This window comes from Saccharopolyspora gloriosae (assembly GCF_014203325.1).
Classification (GTDB): Bacteria; Actinomycetota; Actinomycetes; order Mycobacteriales; family Pseudonocardiaceae; genus Saccharopolyspora_C; species Saccharopolyspora_C gloriosae.
In genome coordinates, this window is record NZ_JACHIV010000001.1 from 3,404,028 (window position 1) to 3,427,110 (window position 23,083).

The 23,083-nt window shown below is 72.1% G+C and carries 22 protein-coding genes and 1 riboswitch; of the genes, 12 read left to right on the forward strand and 10 right to left on the reverse strand.

The window, feature by feature from the left end:
* Positions 1–273: 273 nt before the first annotated feature.
* Positions 274–1,500: a cytochrome P450 gene (locus BJ969_RS15050; RefSeq protein WP_343071418.1), complete on the forward strand. Its 1,227-nt coding sequence runs from the start codon at positions 274–276 to the stop codon at positions 1,498–1,500.
* A 383-nt stretch (positions 1,501–1,883) separates the two neighbouring features.
* Here BJ969_RS15050 and BJ969_RS15055 read toward each other — a convergent pair whose 3' ends face one another.
* Positions 1,884–2,591, reverse strand: a complete 708-nt coding sequence (locus BJ969_RS15055; RefSeq protein ID WP_184479550.1) for an FCD domain-containing protein — start codon at positions 2,589–2,591, stop codon at positions 1,884–1,886.
* Positions 2,592–2,732: 141 nt separating this feature from the next.
* Between BJ969_RS15055 and BJ969_RS15060 the strand changes: the two genes are divergently transcribed.
* The 4 genes from BJ969_RS15060 (at position 2,733) to BJ969_RS15075 (ending at position 8,110) form a co-directional block, all read left to right on the forward strand.
* On the forward strand, positions 2,733–3,500 hold the full coding sequence (locus BJ969_RS15060; protein ID WP_184479551.1) for a (Fe-S)-binding protein: 768 nt from the start codon (positions 2,733–2,735) through the stop codon (positions 3,498–3,500).
* Positions 3,497–5,005, forward strand: a complete 1,509-nt coding sequence (locus BJ969_RS15065; protein WP_184479552.1) for a LutB/LldF family L-lactate oxidation iron-sulfur protein — start codon at positions 3,497–3,499, stop codon at positions 5,003–5,005. Before BJ969_RS15060 ends, BJ969_RS15065 begins: the two co-directional genes overlap by 4 nt.
* A complete protein-coding gene (locus tag BJ969_RS15070; protein ID WP_184479553.1) occupies positions 5,002–5,625 on the forward strand; it encodes an LUD domain-containing protein in 624 nt (207 codons plus the stop codon). Before BJ969_RS15065 ends, BJ969_RS15070 begins: the two co-directional genes overlap by 4 nt.
* Before the next feature lie 652 nt (positions 5,626–6,277).
* Positions 6,278–8,110 carry a rhamnogalacturonan lyase gene (locus BJ969_RS15075; protein ID WP_343071419.1) on the forward strand — a complete coding sequence of 611 codons (1,833 nt, stop codon included), beginning with the start codon at positions 6,278–6,280 and terminating at the stop codon, positions 8,108–8,110.
* A gap of 118 nt (positions 8,111–8,228) precedes the next feature.
* On the opposite strand, the gene BJ969_RS15080 is transcribed toward BJ969_RS15075, so the two are convergent.
* A complete protein-coding gene (locus BJ969_RS15080) occupies positions 8,229–8,822 on the reverse strand; it encodes a TetR/AcrR family transcriptional regulator (protein WP_184479555.1) in 594 nt (197 codons plus the stop codon).
* Between the two features lie 95 nt (positions 8,823–8,917).
* Here BJ969_RS15080 and BJ969_RS15085 point away from each other — a divergent pair, with 95 nt between their 5' ends.
* Both BJ969_RS15085 and BJ969_RS15090 read left to right on the forward strand, forming a co-directional pair.
* Positions 8,918–9,871, forward strand: a complete 954-nt coding sequence (locus BJ969_RS15085; RefSeq protein ID WP_184479556.1) for an alpha/beta hydrolase — start codon at positions 8,918–8,920, stop codon at positions 9,869–9,871.
* 262 nt (positions 9,872–10,133) lie between these two features.
* Positions 10,134–11,045 carry a bacteriocin fulvocin C-related protein gene (locus BJ969_RS15090; protein ID WP_184479557.1) on the forward strand — a complete coding sequence of 304 codons (912 nt, stop codon included), beginning with the start codon at positions 10,134–10,136 and terminating at the stop codon, positions 11,043–11,045.
* Positions 11,046–11,062: 17 nt separating this feature from the next.
* Here BJ969_RS15090 and BJ969_RS15095 read toward each other — a convergent pair whose 3' ends face one another.
* Entirely contained in the window at positions 11,063–11,497 is a 435-nt protein-coding gene (locus tag BJ969_RS15095; protein ID WP_184479558.1) for a MarR family transcriptional regulator, read from the reverse strand.
* 95 nt (positions 11,498–11,592) lie between these two features.
* Between BJ969_RS15095 and BJ969_RS15100 the strand changes: the two genes are divergently transcribed.
* Entirely contained in the window at positions 11,593–12,480 is an 888-nt protein-coding gene (locus tag BJ969_RS15100; RefSeq protein ID WP_184479559.1) for an amidohydrolase family protein, read from the forward strand.
* 225 nt (positions 12,481–12,705) lie between these two features.
* Here the strand turns inward: BJ969_RS15100 and BJ969_RS15105 are convergent, their stop codons facing one another.
* Genes BJ969_RS15105 through BJ969_RS15115 form a run of 3 tightly spaced genes read right to left on the reverse strand, consistent with a single transcriptional unit; the run spans position 12,706 to position 15,619 of the window.
* The gene (locus BJ969_RS15105) at positions 12,706–13,746 is read right to left on the reverse strand and encodes an ABC transporter substrate-binding protein (RefSeq protein ID WP_184479560.1); all 1,041 of its coding nucleotides are present in this window, start codon (positions 13,744–13,746) and stop codon (positions 12,706–12,708) included.
* Positions 13,722–14,525 (reverse strand): ATP-binding cassette domain-containing protein, encoded by an 804-nt coding sequence (locus BJ969_RS15110; RefSeq protein ID WP_184479561.1) that lies wholly within the window; start codon positions 14,523–14,525, stop codon positions 13,722–13,724. The genes BJ969_RS15105 and BJ969_RS15110 overlap by 25 nt, the downstream gene beginning before the upstream one ends.
* Positions 14,522–15,619 (reverse strand): iron chelate uptake ABC transporter family permease subunit, encoded by a 1,098-nt coding sequence (locus BJ969_RS15115; protein WP_184479562.1) that lies wholly within the window; start codon positions 15,617–15,619, stop codon positions 14,522–14,524. The genes BJ969_RS15110 and BJ969_RS15115 overlap by 4 nt, the downstream gene beginning before the upstream one ends.
* Before the next feature lie 60 nt (positions 15,620–15,679).
* Positions 15,680–15,789: riboswitch (cobalamin riboswitch) on the reverse strand.
* Between the two features lie 404 nt (positions 15,790–16,193).
* On the opposite strand from BJ969_RS15115, the gene BJ969_RS15120 reads away from it, so the two are divergent.
* On the forward strand, positions 16,194–17,447 hold the full coding sequence (locus tag BJ969_RS15120; protein WP_184479563.1) for an NAD(P)-binding domain-containing protein: 1,254 nt from the start codon (positions 16,194–16,196) through the stop codon (positions 17,445–17,447).
* Between the two features lie 25 nt (positions 17,448–17,472).
* Here BJ969_RS15120 and BJ969_RS15125 read toward each other — a convergent pair whose 3' ends face one another.
* Genes BJ969_RS15125 through BJ969_RS15135 form a run of 3 tightly spaced genes read right to left on the reverse strand, consistent with a single transcriptional unit; the run spans position 17,473 to position 19,616 of the window.
* Positions 17,473–18,285 (reverse strand): CPBP family glutamic-type intramembrane protease, encoded by an 813-nt coding sequence (locus tag BJ969_RS15125; RefSeq protein ID WP_184479564.1) that lies wholly within the window; start codon positions 18,283–18,285, stop codon positions 17,473–17,475.
* A gap of 10 nt (positions 18,286–18,295) precedes the next feature.
* Positions 18,296–19,162, reverse strand: a complete 867-nt coding sequence (locus tag BJ969_RS15130) for a helix-turn-helix domain-containing protein (RefSeq protein ID WP_184479565.1) — start codon at positions 19,160–19,162, stop codon at positions 18,296–18,298.
* Positions 19,163–19,190: 28 nt separating this feature from the next.
* The gene (locus BJ969_RS15135; protein WP_184479566.1) at positions 19,191–19,616 is read right to left on the reverse strand and encodes a nuclear transport factor 2 family protein; all 426 of its coding nucleotides are present in this window, start codon (positions 19,614–19,616) and stop codon (positions 19,191–19,193) included.
* 83 nt (positions 19,617–19,699) lie between these two features.
* On the opposite strand from BJ969_RS15135, the gene BJ969_RS15140 reads away from it, so the two are divergent.
* The gene (locus BJ969_RS15140; protein WP_184479567.1) at positions 19,700–20,266 is read left to right on the forward strand and encodes a PadR family transcriptional regulator; all 567 of its coding nucleotides are present in this window, start codon (positions 19,700–19,702) and stop codon (positions 20,264–20,266) included.
* Between the two features lie 15 nt (positions 20,267–20,281).
* On the opposite strand, the gene BJ969_RS15145 is transcribed toward BJ969_RS15140, so the two are convergent.
* Entirely contained in the window at positions 20,282–21,088 is an 807-nt protein-coding gene (locus BJ969_RS15145; RefSeq protein ID WP_221315828.1) for a GNAT family N-acetyltransferase, read from the reverse strand.
* A 316-nt stretch (positions 21,089–21,404) separates the two neighbouring features.
* On the opposite strand from BJ969_RS15145, the gene BJ969_RS15150 reads away from it, so the two are divergent.
* Complete coding sequence (locus BJ969_RS15150; RefSeq protein WP_184479568.1) at positions 21,405–22,643, forward strand: NAD(P)/FAD-dependent oxidoreductase; 1,239 nt, start codon at positions 21,405–21,407, stop codon at positions 22,641–22,643.
* 25 nt (positions 22,644–22,668) lie between these two features.
* A complete protein-coding gene (locus BJ969_RS15155; protein WP_184479569.1) occupies positions 22,669–23,028 on the forward strand; it encodes a DUF488 domain-containing protein in 360 nt (119 codons plus the stop codon).
* Positions 23,029–23,083: the final 55 nt, after the last annotated feature.

Below are 23,083 nucleotides of genomic sequence, written 5' to 3' on the forward strand. Positions count from 1 at the left end.
AGGAACCGCGGTGTTCGCGGGAAACCGCCGACCGCGGCTTCGGAACCACACTGGCCCGGTGCACCCGGCCGGACATCGGGGAGATCACCGAGCCGGACCCCGGCGTTGCCCGATGCGCGGCGCGGACACCTGCGCGTTGCGGTGATCGTGCTGCCCGATGGGCGGAATTCCGTTGCGCCGAGGGCGATTCCCGCTCCGGCGACCGGGCGATGCCGGTGCACGGCCGAGTGATTCCTCCTGACACGGCACCGATCGGCCCGGAGCATGGCGGCTGTGTCCCTCCACCGCGTCGAACGGCCGTCCCCCGACGACCGCGGGAGCAGCACCGCCGCGATCGACGAGCACGCCACCACTCGCAGCACCCCGTTCGCCCCGCACGACGGGTTGCGCGACCTGCTCCCGCACCGGCCGCTGGCCCGGATGCACCACCCCGGTGACGCGCCGGGCTGGCTGGTGACCGGGTACTCCTCGGTCCGCGAAGTGCTCACCGATCAGCGCTTCCGCTCGCGCATCGACCTGCTTCGCGGCCCGGCCGACCGGCGACCCCAGGAGACCACGGCCGCACCCGGCCTGTTCAGCGTCATGGGACCGCCGGAGCACACCCGGTACCGGCGCAAACTGGTGTCGGCGTTCACCCTGCGGCGGGTTCGGGAGATGGAGCCGCTGGTGGAGCGGGCGGTCGCCGAACGGCTCGACGTGATGGAGCGCGCGGGCGGACCGATCGACCTCGTCGAGTCCTTCGCCAGCCCCGTCGCCTTCCAAGTGATCCGCGACCTGCTCGGGATGCCGATGGACCGGGCGTCGGTGCGGGCGACGACCGAAGCGCTGCTGCGGCTCGACGCCGACCCCGAGCAGGCCGGGCAGGCGTGGGAGCGGTTGCTGGCGGAACTGCGCGAGCACGTGCGCGCCAAGCACGCCGACCCCGGCACGGACCTGACTAGCGCGCTGGTGGCCGACGGGGAGCTCTCCGACGAGGAGATCGCGACCATGAGCGCGATGCTGGTCACCGGTGGAGACGACACGACGGCGAACATGCTCGCGCTGGGCACCTACGCCCTGCTGGCCCACCCCGCGGAACTCGCCTGGCTGCGCGAGAACCCGGCGGCCACCGGCACGGCGGTCGAGGAACTGCTGCGCTACCTGACGATCAACCAGTTCGGCACCACCCGCACGGCGCTGGAGGACGTGGAGCTGCACGGCCAGACCATCCGCCGGGGCGAGCTGGTCACGCTGTCGCTGTCCACGGCCAACCGGGACCCCGAGCAGTTCCCGGAACCGGACCGGCTGGACCTCGCCCGATCAGGCGCCGGGCACCTCGCCTTCGGCCACGGCATCCACCACTGCCTGGGCGCGCAGCTCGCCCGGGTGGAGCTGCGCGCGGGATTCTCCGGGCTGCTGGGCCGATTCCCCACCTTGCGGCTGGCCGTCGCACCGGAGCAGGTCCCGCTGCGCTCCGCCGCCGTCAACTACGGAGTCCACACCCTCCTCGTCGACTGGTGACCGTTCGTCGGCCCCGTTAACTCATGCGAGAGTTTCCGGCCGAATTGTTTCCGCGGCATCCGAGCGGTTCCCGGGAACGGCGCGCACCCGATGCCCGTCCACGGCAGCGCAGCCACAACCCGCCGGAGAGCACTTAGTGCGCAGGACGCGGCCCCGCCACGCGAAATCACCGCAATGAACCAACGATCACCCGAACCGGTAGCGCACACTTTCGAAACCGGAGTCCGCAGGCCCTGACGAATCCAGGTCGCGCGGCCTCTCGCGCGAAAATCCGACGCCGGAATTGCAGTTGCGTCGATTTCCGCAATCTCGCCGGATTCCCCGCAAGTGAATCACGCGCAGCGCAAAGTTTCATAATGCAGGAAGAGCAGGTGCCGCCACGATTACAACGACAGCCCGCCCTCGGCGTAATAGCCCTTGATGTGCGCGGTCATCCGCCACCCCGCCACCTCGCCGTCCCCGGCCCGGATCGCGGCGAGCACCTCCCGGTGCTCCCGCCGCAGCCGGTCCGAGGTGTCCGCCCACGACCGCAGCAGCGGCAGGGTCTCGCGGGTGTAGTTCTCGATCGAGTCGCGCAGCCCGGACATCATCGCGGCGATCACCTCGTTGCCCGCCGCCTGGGCGAGTGCCAGGTGGAACTGGGCGTCGAGCGCCAGGAACTCGGCCGCGGCCAAGTCCGGCTCGTCCATCGCGTCGAGCAGTTCCGCCGCCACCGCGAGGTCGACCGGCGCGGACGCCCCGGCCAGCGCGGTCACCGACGCGGTCTCCAGCACCAGCCTGGTGCGCACCACATCGCGCACCTGAAACCCCTGGCCCGCGACCTGCAACCGCAGCAGCGCGCTCATGCCCCCGGTCGGCCGCGCCAGGATCACCGCCCCCGCGTCCGGCCCGGAACCGGTCTGCGCGCGCAGCAGGCCCAGCGCCTCCAGCACCCGCATCGCCTCGCGCACCGAGGAACGCCCCACCTGCAGCTCCTCGGCCAGCGCCCGCTCGCCGGGAAGCCGCTGGCCGGGCGCGATCCGCCCGGTGAGCAGGTCGTCCTCGATCTGTGCGAGCACCCGTTCCCACGCCCGCGGCCCAGCATTCGCCACGGCCCGAGCCTATCGACGCCCCGGCGCGTTGCGGGCACCGCGCACCCGCGCAACGCTGACGCGACGGCCACCACCCGTTCCCGGCGCCACCGCTCGCGGTTACGGTGTGGTCAGACCACACCTTCGGAAGGGGTTCGACGGATGCGGGTAGCCCTGTTCGCCACCTGCCTCGGGGACACGCTGTTCCCCGACGCGGTCAAGGCCACCGCGCTGCTGCTGAGCAGGCTCGGCCAGGAAGTCGTGTTCCCGCAGGCGCAGACCTGCTGCGGGCAGATGCACGTGAACACCGGCTACCAGCGCGAAGCGCTGCCGCTGGTCGACAACCACGCGGCCTGCTTCGCCGACGAGTCGATCGACGCCGTGATCGTGCCCTCCGGCTCCTGCGCCGGCTCGATCCGCCACCAGCACCAGATCGTCGCCGAGCGCTTCGGCACCCCGGCGCTGCGCGCGCAGGTCGAGCAGTCCCGCGCGAAGACCTACGAGCTCGCCGAGTTCCTCGTCGACGTGCTCGGCGTGGTCGACGTGGGCGCGACGTTCCCGCATCGGGTGACCTACCACCCCACCTGCCACTCGCTGCGGATGCTGCGGGTCGGGGACAAGCCGCTGCAGCTGCTGCGCGCGGTGCGCGAGATCGACCTGGTGGAACTGCCCGACGCCGACCAGTGCTGCGGCTTCGGCGGGACCTTCGCGCTCAAGAACGCCGACACGTCCACGGCGATGCTCTCGGACAAGCTGCGCAACGTCGCCGCCACCGGAGCCGAGTTCTGCTCCGCCGGGGACTCCTCGTGCCTGATGCACATCGGCGGCGGCCTGTCCCGGCTGCAGACCGGCATCGGCACCCTGCACCTCGCCGAGATCCTCGCCTCCACCGAGCACGCCATCAGCCCGAAACGGGGAGCACTCGCATGAGCGGCACCTTCCTCGGCATGCCCACCGCTCCCCCGCGCGGAGCCGGCAACCTGCGCGGCGAGGAACCGTTCCCCGCCGCGGCCCGCACCGAACTCGGCAACACCCAGATGCGCCGCAACGTCGGCAAGGCCACCCGCACGATCCGGAACAAGCGCCTGCAGGTCACCGGGGAGCTGCCCGACTGGGAGCAGCTGCGCTCGGCGGGCGCGGCGGTCAAGCGCGACGTCATGGCCAGGCTGCCCGAGCTGCTGGAGCAGTTCGAACGGGCGGTGACCGAGCGCGGCGGGCACGTGCACTGGGCGCGCGACGCCGCCGAGGCCAACGCGATCGTCACCGGTCTGGTCAAGGACACCGGCGCCGACGAAGCCCTCAAGGTCAAGTCCATGGCCACCCAGGAGATCGGGCTCAACGAGCACCTCGCCGACGAGGGCATCACCGCTATCGAAACAGACCTGGCGGAGCTGATCGTGCAGCTCGGCGAGGACCGCCCCTCGCACATCCTGGTGCCCGCGATCCACCGCAACCGCTCCGAGATCCGCGAGATCTTCCTGCGCTCCATGCCGGGCGTGGACCCCGGCTTGGACGACGACCCGACGCACCTGGCCAACGCGGCGCGGCGGTTCCTGCGCGAGCGGTTCATGCGGGCGCGGGTCGCCATCTCCGGGGCCAACTTCGGCATCGCCGAGACCGGCACGCTGTCGGTGGTGGAGTCCGAGGGCAACGGCCGGATGTGCCTGACCATGCCGGAGACGCTGATCACGGTGATGGGACTGGAGAAGCTGATCCCCGCCTACGCCGACCTCGAAGTGTTCCTGCAGCTGCTGCCCCGCTCCTCCACCGGCGAGCGGATGAACCCGTACACCTCGATGTGGACCGGCGTCACGCCCGACGACGGACCGCAGGAGTTCCACCTGGTGCTGCTGGACAACGGCCGCACCGCGACGCTGGCCGACGAGGTGGGTCGCGAGGCGCTGCACTGCATCCGGTGCTCGGCCTGCCTCAACGTGTGCCCCGTCTACGAGCGGACCGGCGGGCACGCCTACGGCTCCACCTATCCGGGGCCGATCGGCGCGGTGCTGACCCCGCAGCTGGCCGGGATGGACACCGGAGGCGGTGATCCGAACTCGTCCCTGCCGTACGCGTCGAGTCTGTGCGGGGCCTGCTTCGACGCCTGTCCCGTGAAGATCGACATACCGTCGTTGCTGGTGGAGCTGCGCCACCAGCACGTCGAGGAAGCCCGCGTCAGCGCGGAGCAGCTGATGATGAAGGCCGCTTCCACGGCCATGGCCACCTCCGGCCGGTGGACCGCGGCGCAGCGCGCGGCGCAGCTGGGACGGCTGCTCGGGCGCGGCGGGCGGATCCGGACGCTGCCGCCGCCGGGCAGCGCTTGGACGGCGGCGCGGGATCTGCCGGTACCGCCGAAGCAGACCTTCCGGCAGTGGTGGGATTCCGCGGAGGGCCGGGCCGCGATCGACGACGCCCACCGCGAAGGAGGCCGGCCGTGAACGCCCGCGACACCGTGCTGGGCCGGGTGCGCGACGCGCTCGCCATCGCCCCGCCCGCCGCCGTGCAGGTCCCGCGCGACTACCGCCGGGACCGCGACCTCCCGGCCGACGAGAAGCGGGAGCTGCTGGTCGACCGGCTGGAGGACTACCAGGCCACGGTGCACCAGTGCGCCGCTGCCGACGTCGCGGCCACCGTCGCGAGGGCGCTCGGCGGCGCCGCGCGCATCGGCGTCCCCGCGGGTCTCGACCGCGGGTGGCTCGCGGAGTTCGGCGGCGAGGTCGTGGTCGACTCCGCCGAGGTGCCCCCGGACCGCCTCGACGCGTTGGACGGCGTCGTCACCGGGTCGGCGGTGACCTGCGCCGAAACCGGGACGATCTTCCTCGACGCGTCCCCGGACCAGGGGCGGCGCGCGCTCACCCTCGTTCCGGACCTGCACGTGTGCGTGGTGGCGCTGTCCGCGGTCGTCACCGGCATCCCCGAAGCGGTGGCCCGGCTCGAACCGACCCGGCCGACGACCCTGATCAGCGGCCCGTCGGCGACCTCGGACATCGAGCTGGACCGGGTCGAGGGCGTGCACGGCCCGCGCACCCTGCACGTGGTCCTGCTGCTGGACGGCTGATTGCCTGGCTTTGGTCCCTGGCCTGGGTAGGGGTCGGGTAGCGGAACCTCAGCGGTTTCCTCGCGAGGACAGCTTTTTCCCTCGTGGCGGAGCCACTCGGGAAAAAGATCCCGCAGCGAGGAAACCGCTGAGAACCCGCCGGTGGTCACCTTGCTCAAGCTGGTCACTGCTCAGCGGCTTCGCCGCTGACAGGACAACGACGAACAACGCCGCTCACTTGGAAATTCAAGCTCAAAGACGGGCAGCGAGGAGCCGTCTTCCGGCACGATCCCGCTGCGGGTCGGCGGGCGGCGCGGTGCCGCCCGCCGATTCCCGGGCACGGGCACGCGACCACTCTCGTCCACAATGGACGAATTCGCCCTAGGTCCCGCTCTCCGCGGCGAACCGTCACCGATCGCGCGCTGCCGAACGGGCTCCCCTGCACCGCGCCGAAGTGGTCCGTCCGGCGGTCCGCGACGACGCAGGTGGCCGCTTTGCGGCGGATTCACGCCGGGCGTCGCCGATCACCCTTGCCAGTGCGCGGCGAGCGAACCTACGCTTCGGAAAGCGCTTACCACATTTCCATTCGACGAGCGCAGGACTGCTCCATCCACCGGGGTGCGACCAGGCACCCTCGACCTGATCGGCACCGTCCTCAATGGAATCATTCAAGGTGAACGACTCCCGATCCCGCCGCCGGGCACTGCTTCCCGCGCTGGCCGCCGCACTGCTCCCGGTCACCTGGCCGTTACCGCAGGCGGTCGCCGCACCGCCCGCGGCCGAGCCCGGCCGGGCCGCCGTCAGCGTCCGGGCCGGCGACGGCAACTTCGTCTCGTGGCGGCTGCTCGGCTCCGACCCTGCGGGCATCGCGTTCGACGTCTTCCGCGACGGCACGGAGCTGACGCCCGCGCCGCTGACGGGCCCCACCGGCTTCTTCGACGCGGGCGCACCGCCCGAAGCCCGCTACACGGTCGTCCCGGCGACGCCCGGTGGCGCCACGATGGCCGCGTCGCAGGCCCGGTCGTTCGCCGCCGACCACCTCGACGTCCCGCTGCAGATCCCCGACGGCGGCACCACCCCCGACGGCACGGACTACACCTACAGCGCCAACGACGTCAGCGTCGGCGACCTCGACGGGGACGGCGAGTACGAGTACGTGGTCAAGTGGGATCCGTCCAACTCGAAGGACAACTCGCAGAGCGGCCACACCGGAAACCAGATCGTCGACGCCTACAAGGCGGACGGCACGCTGCTGTGGCGCATCGACCTCGGGCGCAACATCCGCGCGGGCGCGCACTACACCCAGTTCCAGGTCTACGACTACGACGGCGACGGCCGGGCCGAGGTCGCGATGAAGACCGCCGACGGCACCGTCGACGGCGCGGGCACCGCCCTCGGCGACGCCGACGCCGATCACCGCAACGACGGCGGTTACGTGCTGGACGGACCGGAATTCCTCACCATGTTCGACGGGGAGACCGGCGCGGTCCTGCACACCACCGACTACCTCCCGCAGCGCGGCGACGTCGGCGAGTGGGGCGACGACTACGGCAACCGGGTGGATCGCTTCCTCGCCGCCACCGCGCAGATCGGGGACAAGCCCGCTCTGATCCAGGCGCGCGGCTACTACACCCGCACTGTGATCACGGCGTGGCACTTCGAGGGCGGCGAACTCGTTCCGCTGTGGACGTTCGACAGCGATGAGGCGGGCGAGCAGTACGCCGGGCAGGGCAACCACAACCTGTCGGTGGCCGACGTGGACGACGACGGCAGCGACGAGATCATCTACGGCTCGCTGGCCCTCGACGACGACGGCACGCCGCTGTGGAACACCGGATACGGTCACGGCGACGCGCTGCACGTCGGCGCCTTCGCCCCGGACAACGAGGGCCTGGAGGTGTTCAAGGTCGACGAGAACTCCGACCAGCCCGGTTCGTGGCTGGCCGACGCCGCCACCGGTGAGATCCTCTGGGAGACCGAGCCTTCGGGCGACAACGGCCGCGGCGTCGCCGGGGACATCTGGGCGGACAACCCCGGTGCCGAGTACTGGTCGGCCGCCGACGACCGGCTGCGCGACTCCGCGGGCGCGGAGATCGGTCCCGCTCCCGGTTCGATGAACTTCCTCGTCTGGTGGGATGGCGACGCGACCCGCGAACTGCTCGACGACACCCGCATCGACAAGTACACCGGCGACGGCGAGCGGCGCCTGGAGGACTTCGAGGGAGTCGCCTCGAACAACGGCACCAAGGCCACCCCCGCGTTGTCCGCTGATCTGATGGGCGACTGGCGCGAGGAGGTCGTCTACCGCACCGAGGACAGCAGCGCGCTGCGGATCTTCAGCACCGCGGAACCGACCGAGCTGAGCCTGCCCGGCCTGATGGAGGACCGGCAGTACCGGCTGGCCGTCGCCTGGCAGAACACCGCCTACAACCAGCCCCCGCACCCGAGCTACGACCTCGGCGATCAGGACGCCGCCACCCGCAGGGAGTCCGGCCCGCTGCCCTGATCCGGAGGACACCTCTCGCGGACCGCACAGGTGTCCCGCGGGCGGGCCGTTCGCCTGCGAGCCGGGGCGAACAGCCCGCTCACCCCGAACACCGCTGCCGCGCAACGGGAATCCCGGTTCAGCTCCGGCGCGGCAGGGTTTCGGCGAAGGCCGCGAGGACATCGGCGAGCACCTGGCCGAACGAGGTCTCTCCCCCGCGCTGGGCGAGTTCGGCGAACGCGAGCTGGGTCAGCGCGAGCAACGACGTCGCCAGCGCCCGCGCCCGCAGATCCCCGGGGGCCCAGCCCTCGCGGCGGCAGATCATGTCGGTCACGAACTCGACGATCCGCTCGACCCGGCCGAGCACCAGGGCGAACACCTTGGAGTCGGCGGCGATCGCCTTCTCGAACAACCGCCGCTCGTCGCTGACGCCCGGCCGCTCGGAGAGCTCGGCCATGGCGGCGCGGACCGTGATCGTCAGGTCCTCGTACAGCTCCCCGGTGGGGCCGCCGCCGACGAAGACCTCGATCTCCGGTCCGGAGGGGAGCTCGTCGGGCCCGAGCACGGCGGAGGTCTTGTCCGCCAGCAGGTTGAACACCGTGCGGCGGCTCAGCTCGGCGGCCTCGGCGAGGTCGTCCATCGTGAAGCCGTCGAACCCGCGCGCGATGACGAGCTCGCACGCCTTCCGCTGGATGAGCGCGCGACGCTCCAGCAACTTGCACTCCCTGGACATGGAGTGCATTGTTGCACTGAGGGCTAGCCCAGTGCAAAGGCGCCACGCCGCGCACGGGCCGCCGCACCGACATCGAGCACGAGAGGCGACGCACGTTGAACGCAGCAACACCGGCCCGGATCGCACCGCTGACCTGGCTCACGGCCGCCACGGCCAAGTTCGCGCTCCCCGCCCTGATCCGGCCGTTCCGGATCGCCCCCCTCAGCGAGCGCACGATCGACGAACCCGAAGTCGTCCACGTCCCGACCCGGCACGGACGAGTCCGCTGCTTCGTGCACCGCCCGCACCCGGACGCCCCGCTGGCGCAGGGCCGTCCTCCCGTGCACCTCAACATTCACGGCGGCGGCTTCATCATCACCGATCCGCGCCAGGACGATCACCTCGCCACCTACCTCGCGGCCGAGGCCGGCGCGGTCGTGGTGAACATCGACTACAGCACCGCCCCGCAAGTCCGGTTCCCCGTCGCCGAGGAGCAGTGCTTCGACGTGCTGCGCTGGGTCGCGGACTCCGGCGACGCCCTGGGCTGGGACGGCGAGCGGATCAGCCTCGGCGGCGGGAGCGCGGGCGGGAAGCTCACCCTCTCGACGCTCCAGCTGGCGCACCGAGCGGGCGCGCCCCCGGTCCGCGCCGCCGCCGTCGTCGTCCCGCTGGTCGACGCCACGATCCCACCGCAGGACTACACCTCGGCGCTGCCCCGCCCGCAGGTCGGCCCGTGCATCGCCCGCCTGGTCCGGGACACCTACTTCGTCGACGCCGAACGCCGCGCGGACCCGCTGGCCTCGCCGCTGCTCGACCCGGACCTCGCGGCGGCGCTGCCCCCGCTGCTGGTGATCAGCGCGGAGCACGACACGCTCACCCCGCAGATCGAGCGCTTCGTCGACCGCGTCACGGCGGAAGGCGCACCGGTCACGCACCGCGGCTTCGAGGGACGCGACCACGGCTTCGCCGCCCAGCGCTCCACCGGCGCCGCGGTCCTGCGCGAGTGCGCCGACCTGATCGCCGACCACCTCCGCACCCACCTCGCCCGCACCACCCCGAACCCGACCTGATCGACGCGGCGGGTGCACACACCGACATCCGGCGCGGATTTCCGGACCGCAACGGCGAATTCGGCGAATCGAGGACGGTCGCACGACCCGATCGGCCGAGATGGCCCGCGTTCGCGCAGGAATGATTACCGAATCCCCCTCCAGCAGGACGCCCGGAACCTTTCCGGATCACTCTGATCGCTCATTGACCAGCGTGAACGGCGAATGGTTCCGTTCAAACAGGTAATCGCCGCAATCGACGCGCGCGACATGGGGGGATTCGATGCAGAACTCCGACGACCGCTGGGTGCTGGCCTTCGACGGCTCGTGCCGACTCTGCCGGACCACTTCCCGAGCCGTGGCCGATGTCTGCGGTGACGCGCTGGAAGTCATCCCGCTGGCGCGCGCGGACGTGCGGGAGTGGCGCGAGCGGGCGCTCGGGGCGAATCCGCCGTGGGCACCCACGCTGATCCGCGTGCGCTCCGACGGGGTGGACGCCTGGACCGGGATGTCGCTGGGGCTCAACCTGGTCCGGCACCTGGGAGCGCGCGCCACGCTGGCCGTGCTCGGTGCGCTGGGCCGGACGCGCCGCGGCACGCGCCGCGTCCGGCTCGGCGGCCTGCCGCTGATCGCCGGTCTCGCGGTCGCGGCCGGTCTGCTGAGGTTCCGGCCGCGCGGCGGTGACGGCGACGATCCGGACGCCTGGGTGGCGGCCAACCGGGACCGGCTCCCGCAGTCCTACGCGGCGGTCGTCGAGCATCCGATGGCCTACCGGAAGGCGATCTTCAACGCCTCGTCGGCGGCGGTCAAGGGCCGCCTGTGGGTGGAGCACCTCGAGCAGTACGGCGCGCAGCACCCCGAGCTCTCGGAGCACCAGCAGCGGACGCTGCGGCGTGCCGCGGACGTGCTCGGGGACGAGTCGCTGCACGCGCAGCCGTCGCCGCCCGAGCTGGACCGCGTGCTGGAGGACCTGCGGATCGACGTGACCGCCGCCTTCGGCGGGGAAACCCAGGCGCTCATCGCGACCCTCGGTCCGCCGGATCACGGCACCGCCAGGAAGACGGATTGCCAGTGCAGCACCAAGAGCGACTACTGCTGGATGGGGTGCGTCGACAGCGACGGCGGCTGCCGCGAGGTCTCCGGATGCGGGTCCGGCTGGGCCTACACCTGCAACGGGTGGTGCGAAGGCCCCTGATCCGAGCGAACCCGCGGTCAAGTGTCGGGAAAAGCGATGCCGCGCAGGGTTTCGCGGAGTTCGTGCAGGAGTTCCGGTGGCAGGTGGGCGAAGTGGGCGGCTTGCGCTTCGTCGATTCGCCGGCGGGCCTCGTCGCGGAGGCGGTGGCCGTCGTCGGTCGCGGTGATCCGCTTGTTCCGGCGGTCGGCGGGGTCGGGGCGGCGGGTCACGAGGTCGCGGTCCTCCAGCTCGTCGACGAGCGCCACGATCTGGCTCGGGTCCAGGCCGACGAGGTCCGCCAGCCGCCGCTGGGTCACTCCTCCCGAGCCCTCCGCGACGAAGGACAGCACGGAGTAGGAGCGCACTCGCAGGCCCAGCGGGGACAGCGCTGCGCTCGCGAGCTTCGCGACCACTCCGCTGGCGCGGGACAGCAGGAAACCCAGGTCTTCGGCGAACGGCTCGGGCCTCTCCACATCCGGACAGTAGCAGTCTTCAACCGTTGAACTCCTCAACGGTATGTGGTTGCCTACGGTCCGGACGCGGTGAGTTCCCGAGGGGCGGCGACACGATGAGCAGGTACGAGTACGGCATCGACTTCGACGGGATCACCGCGCTCGACTTCCACGCGCACATCGAGATCGACTCCCACGGGAACCGGTCGCTCGACGACGACCTGATGGCGGCCTCGGAGCGGTACTTCAAATCCGGCGCGGAACGCACGCCGTCGCTGGACGCCGTGGCCGAGCACTACCGCGAGCGGGGCATGGCCGCGGTCGTGTTCACCGTCGACTGCGCCGCCGCGACCGGGCACCCCGCCAATTCGATCGAGGAGATCGCCGACGGCGCCGCGCGGCACAACGACGTGCTCATCCCGTTCGGCTCCGTCGACCCCTGGCAGGGCAAGGCCGCCGTCGACCGCGCCCGCAGGCTCGTCGGCGAGCACGGGGTGAAGGGCTTCAAGTTCCACCCCAGCCTGCAGGCGTTCGAGCCGAACGATCCGCGGTTCCACCCGCTGTACGCGGCGATCGCCGAACTCGGGGTGCCCGCGCTGTTCCACACCGGGCAGACCGGGATCGGCGCCGGGATGCCCGGCGGGCACGGCATCAAGCTGCGCTACTCCGACCCGATGCTGCTCGACGACGTTGCGGCCGACTTCCCCGAGCTCACCATCGTGCTGGCGCACCCGTCGGTGCCGTGGCAGGACGAGGCGATCTCCATCGCCTCGCACAAGTCCAACGTCCACATCGACCTGTCGGGGTGGTCGCCGAAGTACTTCCCGCCGCAGCTGGTGCGCGCGGCGAATTCGGTGCTGCGGCACAAGGTGCTGTTCGGATCGGACTTCCCCGTGATCCAGCCCGATCGGTGGCTGCGCGACTTCGACCGGCTGGAGATCAAGGACGAGGTCCGGCCGTTGATCTTCAAGGAAAACGCACTCAAGGTCCTCGGCATCCGATGACCCCTCAACGGGTCCTCGCAGAATGGCGATCGTTGTCCTGTCAGTGGCGGAGCCGCTGAGCAGTGACCACCAACGCAGATCGACCACCCGCGGGTTCTCAGCGGTTTCCTCGCGAGGACGGCTTTTTCCCTCGTGGCGGAGCCACTCGGGAAAAAGATCCCGCAGCGAGGAAGCCGCTGAGGTTCCGCCGCCCGCCCCCTACGCAGGTCGCTCGGAGAGGCCCCCTCAGGACCCGACGCGATCGTCGAACCGGGGCGTGATCGACGACGGCGGTACGAGGCTCCACCGCTCCAATTCCTTGCGAACCTGCTCGGCGGCGTCGATGTTGAGCGGCCCGGAGGTCCACAGCGCGTAGGGCAGGTTGACGAACCGCTGCTCGGTGATCGCGCGCAGGCGGTTGATGCCCGGACGCGCCTGCAGCATCGCCACCTTCTCCTGGAAGCTCTGCGGCGGGTAGTCCACGAACACGAACGCGTCGGGATCCGCCGCCGCGACGCGTTCCCAGGAGACCTTCGTCCAGGTGTCCCGGACGTCGTCCAGCGCGTTGCGCCCGCCCGCGGCGTCGACGATCGCCTGCGGCCCGCCGAGGTTGCCGCTGGAGAACACGGTGTCGCTGGCGCTGTCGAAGACGAAGATCGTCGGCGGTTCCGGCGCCTGCGGGGCGGCCCGCAGCGCGTCGAGCCGGCTCCGCAGGTCGGCGGTGACCTGCTCGGCCTGGGCCGTGTGCCCGGTGATGGTGCCGAGGTTGGTCAGGTCCTCGTGCAGCGCCCGCCACGGCTCGACGATGCCGCGCGCGGAGCCGCCGCCCGGTTGCCGGCAGCTCTCGGTGAGCACGTACGGCGCGATGCCCAGCTTGCGCAGGCCGTCGGGGGTGAGCTGGTTCGCTTCGCTGTAGCCGTAGTTCCAGCCCGCCACCACGACGTCGGGGCGGTGGGCGAGGACCGTCTCGCGCGTGGGCTTCTCGGGTGCGCCGATCCGCAACGAGTCCACCACGGGGCCGTAGTGGCGGCGCAGCACGTCGACGTCCTGCTGCATGCTCGACACGGCCGCGATCCGCTGCTCGGCGCCCAGCGCGAGCGCCATCGAGATCATGTTGCCGTCGTTGATGAACAGGCGTTGCGCCGGGGCGGGGAACTCCGCGGGCGAGCCGCAGTTGGTGACGGTGACCGAAGCCGTGCCCTGCGGCGTTCCCGGCGCGTGCGCGCCGCAGGAAGCCAGCAGGGTGACCGCGGTGACCGAGATCAGCGCCTGGATGCGTCGTCGCATGAATCGTCCTCGATATCGCCGATGAGCAGGTGGGGCTTGCCGGTGCGCGGGTGCGTCACGGGGGTCGCCTCGACGCCGAACACGGCGCGCACGACCTCGGGGGTCAACGCCTCGTCCGGCGCGGTGGCGGGCCCGGCGGTTCCCCCGTGCAGCACCAGGATCCGGTCGCAGGTGGCCGCGGCGAGGCTCAGGTCGTGCAGGCTCAACACGCAGGTCCGGCCCGAGCCGCGGACCAAGCGCAGCAGCTGCAGGCGGTGGTGCACGTCGAGGTGGTTGGTCGGTTCGTCGAGCAGCAGCAGCGGGGTGCGCTGGGCGAACCCGCGGGCCAGCAGCACCCGGCGGCGTTCCCCGCCGGAGAGCCGATCCACCGGCCGGTCCTCGAAGCCGGCCAGGTCCACCGAGCGCAGCGCGGCGGCCACGGCCGCGCGTTCCGCGTCGCCGCCACCGGACCAGGGCGCGCGGTAGGGCGTGGTGCCGAGCGCGACGAACTCGCCGACCAGGAAATCGGCGGGCAGGTCCTCCTCCTGCGGAACGAGGGCCACCCGCTGAGCGCGCTGCCGCGCCGTGAGCCGGTCCAGCCGCACGCCGTCCACCAGCACTTCTCCCCCGGCTGGCCGCAGGATTCCGGCGAGCGCTCGCAGCAGGGTCGATTTGCCCGAGCCGTTCGGGCCGACGACGCCGATGGTCTCTCCGGGCTCCGCGGTCAGGGACACGTCGGTGAGCACGGTGCGGCGGCCCAGCGAGCACCGCAGCCCGTCCGCCCGCAGCGGCGCGCTCACGACGCTCCGCCGTAGGAGTAGCGGCGCCGCCCCAGCAGGATCAGGAACACCGGGGCGCCGATCAGGCCGGAGACCACGCTGAGCGGAATCTCGGTGGGGCGCACCAGAACCCGGGTCGCGACGTCCACCCACAGCAGGAACACGGCCCCGGCCAACGCCGCCACCGGCAGCAGCGCGCGGTGGCGCGCGCCGACGATCAGCCGCGCCACGTGCGGCACCACGAGGCCGACGAATCCGATGCCGCCGGAGACCGCGACCAGCACGCCGACCAGGACGGTGAGCGTGGCGAACAGGGCGATCCGCAGGCCCCGGACCGGAACTCCCAACGCCGCCGCGGTGTCCGGCCCGGTGGCGAGGGCGTCGAGCCAGCCGCTCCCGGCCAGCAGCGCGATCCCGGCCGCCAGCACCACGCCCGCCGGGAGGGCCAGCTGCGCCCACTCCGCCCCGGCGAGGCTTCCCAGCAGCCAGAACAGCACGGACTGCGCCGCCGCCGGGTCGGCGCTGCGGAACACCAGGAAGCTCGCGATGGACGAGAACGCCGACCCGAGCACCGTGCCGATCAGCACCAGCCGCAGCGGGGTCAGCCCGCCTTGCGCGAGTGCGATGGCGAACACCAGCAGCGACGAGCACAACGCACCGGTCAGCGCGCCCGCCGACAACGCCCACGTCCCTGCCCCGGCGAACAGCCCGGTCGTGATCACGGCGGTGGCCCCCACGCCCGCGCCGGACGACACGCCCAGCAGGTAGGGGTCGGCCAGCGGGTTGCGCACCAGCGTCTGCATCGCCGCACCGGCCAGCGCCAGTCCCGCGCCGACGACGACGGCGAGCAGCGCGCGCGGCAGCCGCAGGTTCCAGACGATGGTGTCGTAGACCAGATCGGGCGGCGCGGTGCCGGTGAGCCTGCTGAGCAGCACTTCGGCCACCTGCACCGGCGGGAGCGATTCGGCGCCGAACGCCGCCGAAAGCCCGATGCTCACCGGCAGCAGCGCCACCAGCAGCAACGTGATCAGGGGTGTGCGCAGGCGGCGAGGCGCGGGCGCCGCGGCCTTCCCCTGCGCGCTCTCCCGCCGGACGGGAACGAGACGTGGCGGCACTGCGACGACCCTCCTCGGACTGGCGCGGTCCGGGTAGCGGCTGGTGCGACGGGGAGGGGGCTGGCTGCCGGAGATCCGTTCAGGTCTCCGGTCACAGTGGCGCGACCGCTCCGAATTCTCATCGGATTCCCTCGTCCGTCACGTGTTCCGGATGATCCTAGACGGGGATTTCGCCGCTCGGGAAAGAGATCGCTGTCGATCGGGTCACAAGGCCTTCGCCTTCTCCTGGGAGTGCTCGTGCGAGCGCGCGGAGTCACCGCGCGCCCTTTTCACGCAGCCCCGCGAGAAGTCGCCGAGGCCGATCCCGAACGCGATCAGTCCATTCGGAACAGTCGTTTCACCGACAGCGCGAAGGACGGAGACGAGCGAGGGCGCTCGATTCGCACGCGAAGTTCGGCGGCGATCCCGATTCCGCTTCACAGAAGGAATGCGCCGCCGTCAAGGAGGTCTCGCCGCTCGTACTGATCTTTCACCTACCCGGTGGGTCGTGCGGGTGAATCGATCACCGCTCTCGACAGCCGGGGCCGCTCGCGGTCGAGGTAGTGGGGAGACGTCCCCGACCTAGGAGAACCACGTGCGAAGTGCCGCCGCCCCGGCCTGCGCCGACCGCGCCGACCGCCGGGACATCCCCGTCGCGATCATCGGGGCCGGCCCCAGCGGGCTGGCCGTCGCCGCCGAACTCGGCCGCCGCGGCGTGGCCGCGACCGTCTTCGAGAGCTCCGGGCACGTAGCGGCGAGCTGGCGCGGGCACTACGACCACCTGCGGCTGCACACCGTGCGAGGTCTCTCTGCGCTGCCCGGCATGCGGATCCCGCGCGGCTTCGGCCGGTGGGTCGCCCGCGATGACATGGTGCGCTACCTGGAGGACTACGCGCGCCACCACGACCTCGACGTCCGCCTGAGCACTCCGGTCGACCGGATCCGCCCCGTCGAGCGGGACGGGGTCGTGGACGCGTGGCGGCTGTGCACCGGCAGCACCACCGCGACGGCGGGCACCGTGGTGGTGGCGACCGGGCTCAACCGCACCCCGCACCTGCCGACGTGGCCGGGCCAGGACACGTTCGCCGGGTCGGTGATCCACTCGGCCGACTACCGCGCTCCCGAACCCTACGAAGGCCGGTCGGTGCTCGTCGTCGGAGCAGGCAACAGCGGAGCGGAGATCGCGGTCGCGTTGACCCGCCGCGGAGCCGCCCGCGTCTGGTGGGCGGTGCGCACGCCGCCGAACATCGTGCCCGCCTCCTCGGATCGCCTGCAGCGGCTGGGGATCGCGGTCGGCGCACTGCCCACTTCGGTCGCCGACCTGCTGACGACGGCGTTCGAGCGGAGCTTCCTGCCGAACCTGACCGCGCACGGGCTGCCGCGCGCCCGCGAGGGCCTCTACACCCGCGCCCGGCGCGACGAGGTCAGCCCGGTGCACGATCGCGGTGTCGTCGCCGCGGTCCGGCGGGAGCGGGTGCGACCGGTCGCGGCCGTGGCCGAGTTCGATCAGGGCCAGGTAGTGCTGGCCGACGGGACCCGAATCCGTCCCGACGACGTCGTGGCCGCCACCGGGTACCGCTGCGGCCTGGAACGGCTGGTGGGGCCCGACGTGCTGACCTCGCGCGGAGCGCCCCTCGCGCGCGGGGCGCGCACCGCGCCGGGGACGCCGAACCTGCACTTCGTCGGGTTCACCAACCATCCGAGCGGACACCTGCGCTTCGCCGGGCTGGAGGCGCGGGCCACGGCGAAGGCCATCAGCCGACGGCTCCGCCGCTGCGGCGACCGCCCGGTGGAGCACGCACCGGACTGCGCGTGCGCTCCCGAAAGGGTCTCCGAGGAGGTCGCGTGACCGGGTTCCGCGCAGCAGCGGCACGTCACCTGCGCTCCCCGGCGGCGAACCGGAACCGCGCCAGCGTCCCCGGCCCCCACAACACCACGACGAGCACCGCGAACAGCACCACCACCGGCGCGTTCGCGGAGGTCGGGATGCTCGGCACGTAGGAGCTGCACATGTTCGTCACGGCGTGCACGACGATGATCGCGCACACGCTGCCGCCGTTGTTGGCGAACAGCCACGTCCACAGCACCCGCATCCCGACGGTGCCGAAGAACCCGAGCACGAACAGCACCGGCCCCTGCCCGCTCTGCAGGATCGACGGGATGTGGAAGGCCCACCAGACGACGCCGAGCACGAGGCCGCCGCCCAGCGCGCCCCACCGCCGCCGCAGGGGTTCGAGCGCGTACCCCGACCACCCGAGCTCCTCACCGGCAGCGGCGGCGAGGAACACCGCCGCGAACAGGAGCGCCGTGCTGAGCGCCAGTTCCGGCTGCGGCTGGAAATCCAGTCCTATTAGGACGGTCGGGGCCCAGGTCAGTATCAGGCACACCACCGGCAGCAGCAGCACCGGCAGGTACCAGGCCTTGCCGGTGATCCGGCGGTGGTCGACGACGCGCCGCAGCAGGGCCCGCGCCCCGGCCGCGCCCTCGGCCCGGTAGGTGAGGATCAGCGCCGCCACCGCCGGGACGAACGCCGCGACGAAGTCCGTCACCGGGGCGTTCTTCGGCAGTCCGGGCACGTGCACGAAGTGCGCCAGCACCGGGAAGGGCAGGAACAGCGCGGCGGCCAGCGCGAAGAACACCACCGGCGATCGTGTCTCCTGCGGGGTGCGGGTCCGCTCCGTGGTCATGCGCGGGAACCTACTGAGCCGGGCCCGCCCCGGCTTGAACGAACGGGACACCGGCGGCCGCGGACGTGAAGCCGCGCAGTTGGGAGGGAGTCCACCGGGTCAGCGCGCGGACCTCGCGGCTGAGGTGGGCCTGGTCGGCGTACCCGGCGTCGGCCGCCACCTGGGCCAAGCCGCGGGAATCCTGCGCGAGCAGTCGCGCGGCGCGCTCGAAGCGCAGGACTCGGGCGGCGGCCTTGGGCGTGATGCCGAGCTGGTGGTGGAACCGCCGGACCAGGTGCCGCCTGCTCCAGCCGAGCCGCGCGGCCAGCGCCGCGACGCGCACGTCGCCCGCTCCCGCGCGCAACCGCCGCCACGCCCACACCACCTGGGGGTCCGCGCGCGGTCCCCTGGCCAGCAGAGCGGCGACGGTGTCGTCGAGGACGGCGAACCGCGCGTTCCAGTCCGGCGCGTCGGCGAGCCGGTCACCGAGCCGGGCCGCCTCCGCGCCGAGGACCGCCTCCAAGCAGGGCGCGGCACCGTCGAGCAGGCGCAGCGGCACGCCGAGCACCGCGTGGCCCAGCACGGGATCGCAGCGCAGCACCAGCCCGCGCTGCCTGCCGCCGAGGGTGAGCTCGTCGGCTCCGTCCCGGAGCCCCAGCACCATCGAGCGGTATCCGGCCACCGCCCCACCGCTGGTCAGCGTGATCGGGTCGCCGAAGCCGAGCGCGAGCGTGACGCGGCTGGACGGGAGGACGCGCAGCGGCACCGGCGCGGGCAGCCGCTCCTCGTAGCCCGCGCAGTCCCAGCCCCGCCTCGCCGCCCGGCCAGGCCGGTGGCAGGCGGACTCCCCGCCACCCGGAACGCGCCCGGCGACGGGCAGGGCGTTGACGAAGTTCACCCCGGCAGTGTGCGCCCGGCGGCGCTGCTCAGGCGTCGGCGGGAACGAGGCCTTCGGCGACGAGACCCGCGTGCACGGCTTCGCCGAGCGTCGTGACGGCGCTCAACGGACGGACCATGACGGTGAACTCCGAGATGAGGCCGTCCTCGTCGAGCTGGATCAGGTCGATGCCGTGGATCTGCCTGCCGCCGACGGTGGCCCGGAAGATCAGCACGTGCGAGTCGGCGTGCTCGTCGGCGTCGGTCTCCGCTTCGCCGCTGAGGGTGCCGACGTACCGGAAGTCCTCGAACACGCGGCGCAGCAGGACGCCGAACACGCCGAGCACCAGCTCGCGGCCTTCGAAGGGCCGGAACTTGACGGGGCTGAAGAACCGCGGTGCGACGGCGAACAGCGGCTCCAGTGCGTCGGCGTCGCGGTGCTCCACTGCGGCGCGGAAGCGCTCGATGGTGTCCACTCGAACTCCTTGGTCAACGATGTGATTAGTCAGAAAGTTGACTATAGTGTCGAGCGGGCGCGTTCGACCAGGGAGGAGTGCGGATGGCTCTGCGACATGCGGTGCTCGCGGCGTTGCTGGACGGCGAGCGCAGCGGCTACCAGCTGGCCAAGGCGTTCGACGTCGGCATGGCCAACTTCTGGCACGCACTGCCCCAGCAGCTCTACGCCGAGCTCGCGAAGCTGGAGCGGGAAGGGCTGGTCGCGGGCCGCGAGGTCGTCCAGGAGGCCCGGCCGAACAAGCGGCTGTTCACCGTCACCGAGGCGGGTTCGGCGGAGCTGGAGCGGTTCGCCGCCACCCCGTCGAAGCCCTCGTTCATCCGCGACGACCTCCTGGTCAAGGTCGCCGCCGCCGACTCGGTCGACCCGGCCGAGCTGATCAGCAGGCTCGACGAACGCGCGGAGGCCTCGCGCGCCAAACTCGACCTGTTCGACGGACTCCTGGCCACGATGCGCGGCGACCTCGACGAGGACGAATTCCTCGCTCGCGGCACCGGAATCGGCCCGTACCTGACGTGCCTGCGGGGCCGGGTGTTCGAGTCCGAGAACCGCGACTGGTGCGCGCGCACCGCCGACGTCCTGCGCAACAGGGCACGGCTGCGATCGGAATGATCCGCTCGCGCGCGGCTAGGACGTCGTGGTCGCGTAGAAGCGGATCGGCGAGTTCGCCGCGAAGCCGATGCGCGGGTACACGGGCGCGCCCGCGGCGGTGGCGTGCAGCGTCGCGCGGGTGAGCCCGGTGGCGAGCGCCCCCTCGTGGAGCGCCTTGCGCGTCACGGCCTCGCCGAAGCCCTGCCGCTCCCATTCGGGTGCGGTCGCCACGAGCACGACGAACAACCGCCCGTCGCATTCCAGCGCGGCCGCCGCGGTCACCGGGACCCCGTGCCGGAGACCGAGGTAGGCGTGGATCCCGGTGCGCCAGAGCTCCGACCCCACCAGCCCGTCGCGCCCGTCCTCGATCGCGAAGCCGTAGGCGCGCGAGTTCAGGTCGGCGTAGGCCGCCACGTGCTCCTCGGTGCGGACCCGCACGAAGGTCAACTCCGGGTGCCGCGGTTCGGGCAGGGGCAGGATGTCGCCCGCCATGCCCGTACCGGAGAACGCGAGTTCCAGGCCAGCGCGTGCGGCCGCGCCGGGCAGGGCCTCGCGCGCGGGCGGAGCCAGCAGGTCTTCGAACACCCACAGGAATCCGGGCCGCGACTTCTCCCGCATGATCGCGGCGGCCGAGTCGAGGCGATCGGCGAGCAGGTCCGGCTCGATGCCGATCTCGGTCAGCGTCAGGCAGTTCCAGAACACGAACCGGGATTCCGCCCAGCGCACCGACACGCCCGGCAGGTCGCGCACGTCGGCCCGCGGATCCGCGTCGAGGACCAGAGTTCGCCAGCCGGTGCGGAGCTGGTGCATCGATTCCACCGCGTCCGCATCGATCGTCGTCACTGCTGTCGACCTCCTGGATGAGCGGCACGTGGTGGGTTCGGCGATCGGCGGCCCGGTTCCTGCGGTGGTTCGCCGCGGCCGGGCCGACTTCCCGCACCGGCGACGAGAGTATCGGGCGCGGTTCCCGCTCCGGTGCGGCTCACGACGTCTGTTCCGGTGAAACCGATCAGGAAGGGGGCCGGACGAACGGACCGTTTCAGGGAGTGGCGGAACGGGAAAGCCGAGCCCAGCAGGACGGTCCGGTCCGGCGCGGGCGTCGTGCGCGACTCGCCGGACGCGGGGCGAACAGCGACGCGGGAACGCCGACGGGAGCGCCATGGCACATCCGGGTTTCGTGATCATCGGTGCCGGGCTCGCCGGCGCCAAGGCCGCCGAAGCACTCCGCCACGAGGGCTTCGACCGCGGGATCACGCTCATCGGCGACGAACCCGACCGCCCTTACGAACGCCCGCCGCTGTCCAAGGAATACCTGCAGGGCAAGGCGGATCGAGAAACGATCTTCGTGCACCGCCCGGAGTGGTACGCCGAGCACGGCGTGGACCTGCGTTCGAACCTCGCTGCCACGGGCATCGACCGGGAACGCCGCGAAGTCGTGCTCGGCAGCGGTGAGCGCGTCGGCTACGAGAAGCTGCTGCTGGCCACCGGCTCCGCGCCGCGCCGGCTGCCGGTGCCCGGCGCGGACGCCGCCAACGTGCTGCGCCTGCGAAGCGTGCACGACAGCGACCGCATCCGGGACGCCCTCCGATCCGGCGCGCGGGTGGTCGTCATCGGCGCGGGCTGGATCGGCCTGGAAGTGGCCGCCGCGGCCCGCGCCGCCGACACGGCCGTGACCGTGGTGGAGACCGCCGAGCTGCCGCTGCTGCGTGTGCTCGGCACCCGGATCGCGCCGGTGTTCGCCGAGCTGCACCGCGAGCACGAGGTCGACCTGCGCCTGGGCACCGGCGTCGAACGGATCGTCCAGCAGGACGGGCGGGCCACCGAGGTGCACCTGACCGACGGTGCGCGCATCGGGTGCGACGCGGTGATCGTGGGCATCGGCGCGGCGCCGCGCACCGAACTCGCCACCGCCGCGGGATTGGAGGTGTCCGACGGCGTCGTCGTCGACTCCGCGCTGCGCACCTCCGACCCCGACGTGCACGCCGCCGGAGACGTGGCCCGCGCCTTCCACCCGCTGCTGGGCGCCCACATCCGGGTCGAGCACTGGGCCAACGCGCTCGACCAGCCCGCCACCGCAGCCCGCGGCATGCTCGGTGATCCGCTCGCCTCCTACGACCGGGTGCCCTACTTCTTCACCGACCAGTACGACCTGGGCATGGAGTACGCGGGCCACATCGAGCCCGACGGCTACGACGAGGTCGTCGTCCGCGGCGATCTCGGCACCCGCGAGTTCATCGCGTTCTGGCTGTCGCAGGGCCGCGTCCTGGCCGGGATGAACGTCAACGTCTGGGACGTCAACGAGGCCGTCCAGCAGCTGGTCCGGTCCGGCGACCAGGTCGATCCGGCGGCGCTGGCCGACCCTGCGGTGCCGCTCACCGGCCTCGTCGGCACGCCGTGACCGACCCACCCTGAGAGGAGCCACCATGGCGAACAAGGACGTCAGAGTGCGCCGCGTCTACGACGAACCGGGCGAGCAGGACGGCGAGCGGGTGCTCGTCGACCGCGTGTGGCCGCGCGGGGTGAGCAAGGACGAGGCCCGGCTCAGCGAGTGGTGCAAGGACGTCTCGCCCTCGTCGGAGCTGCGCAAGTGGTTCGGCCACGACCCGGACAAGTTCGACGAGTTCAGCCGCCGCTACCGCGCGGAACTCGACGAACCGGAACGGGCCGAAGCGCTCGAGCACCTGCGCGCGCTCGCCGCGAAACGGCGCGTCACCCTGCTGACCGGGACCAAGCACCCGGACATCAGCCAGGCCGCCGTGCTCGTCGACGTGCTCGGCGGCTGACCGCGCGAATCCGCCCGATCGCCGACGGGAAACGCCTCCGACGAGCCCCGCCGCA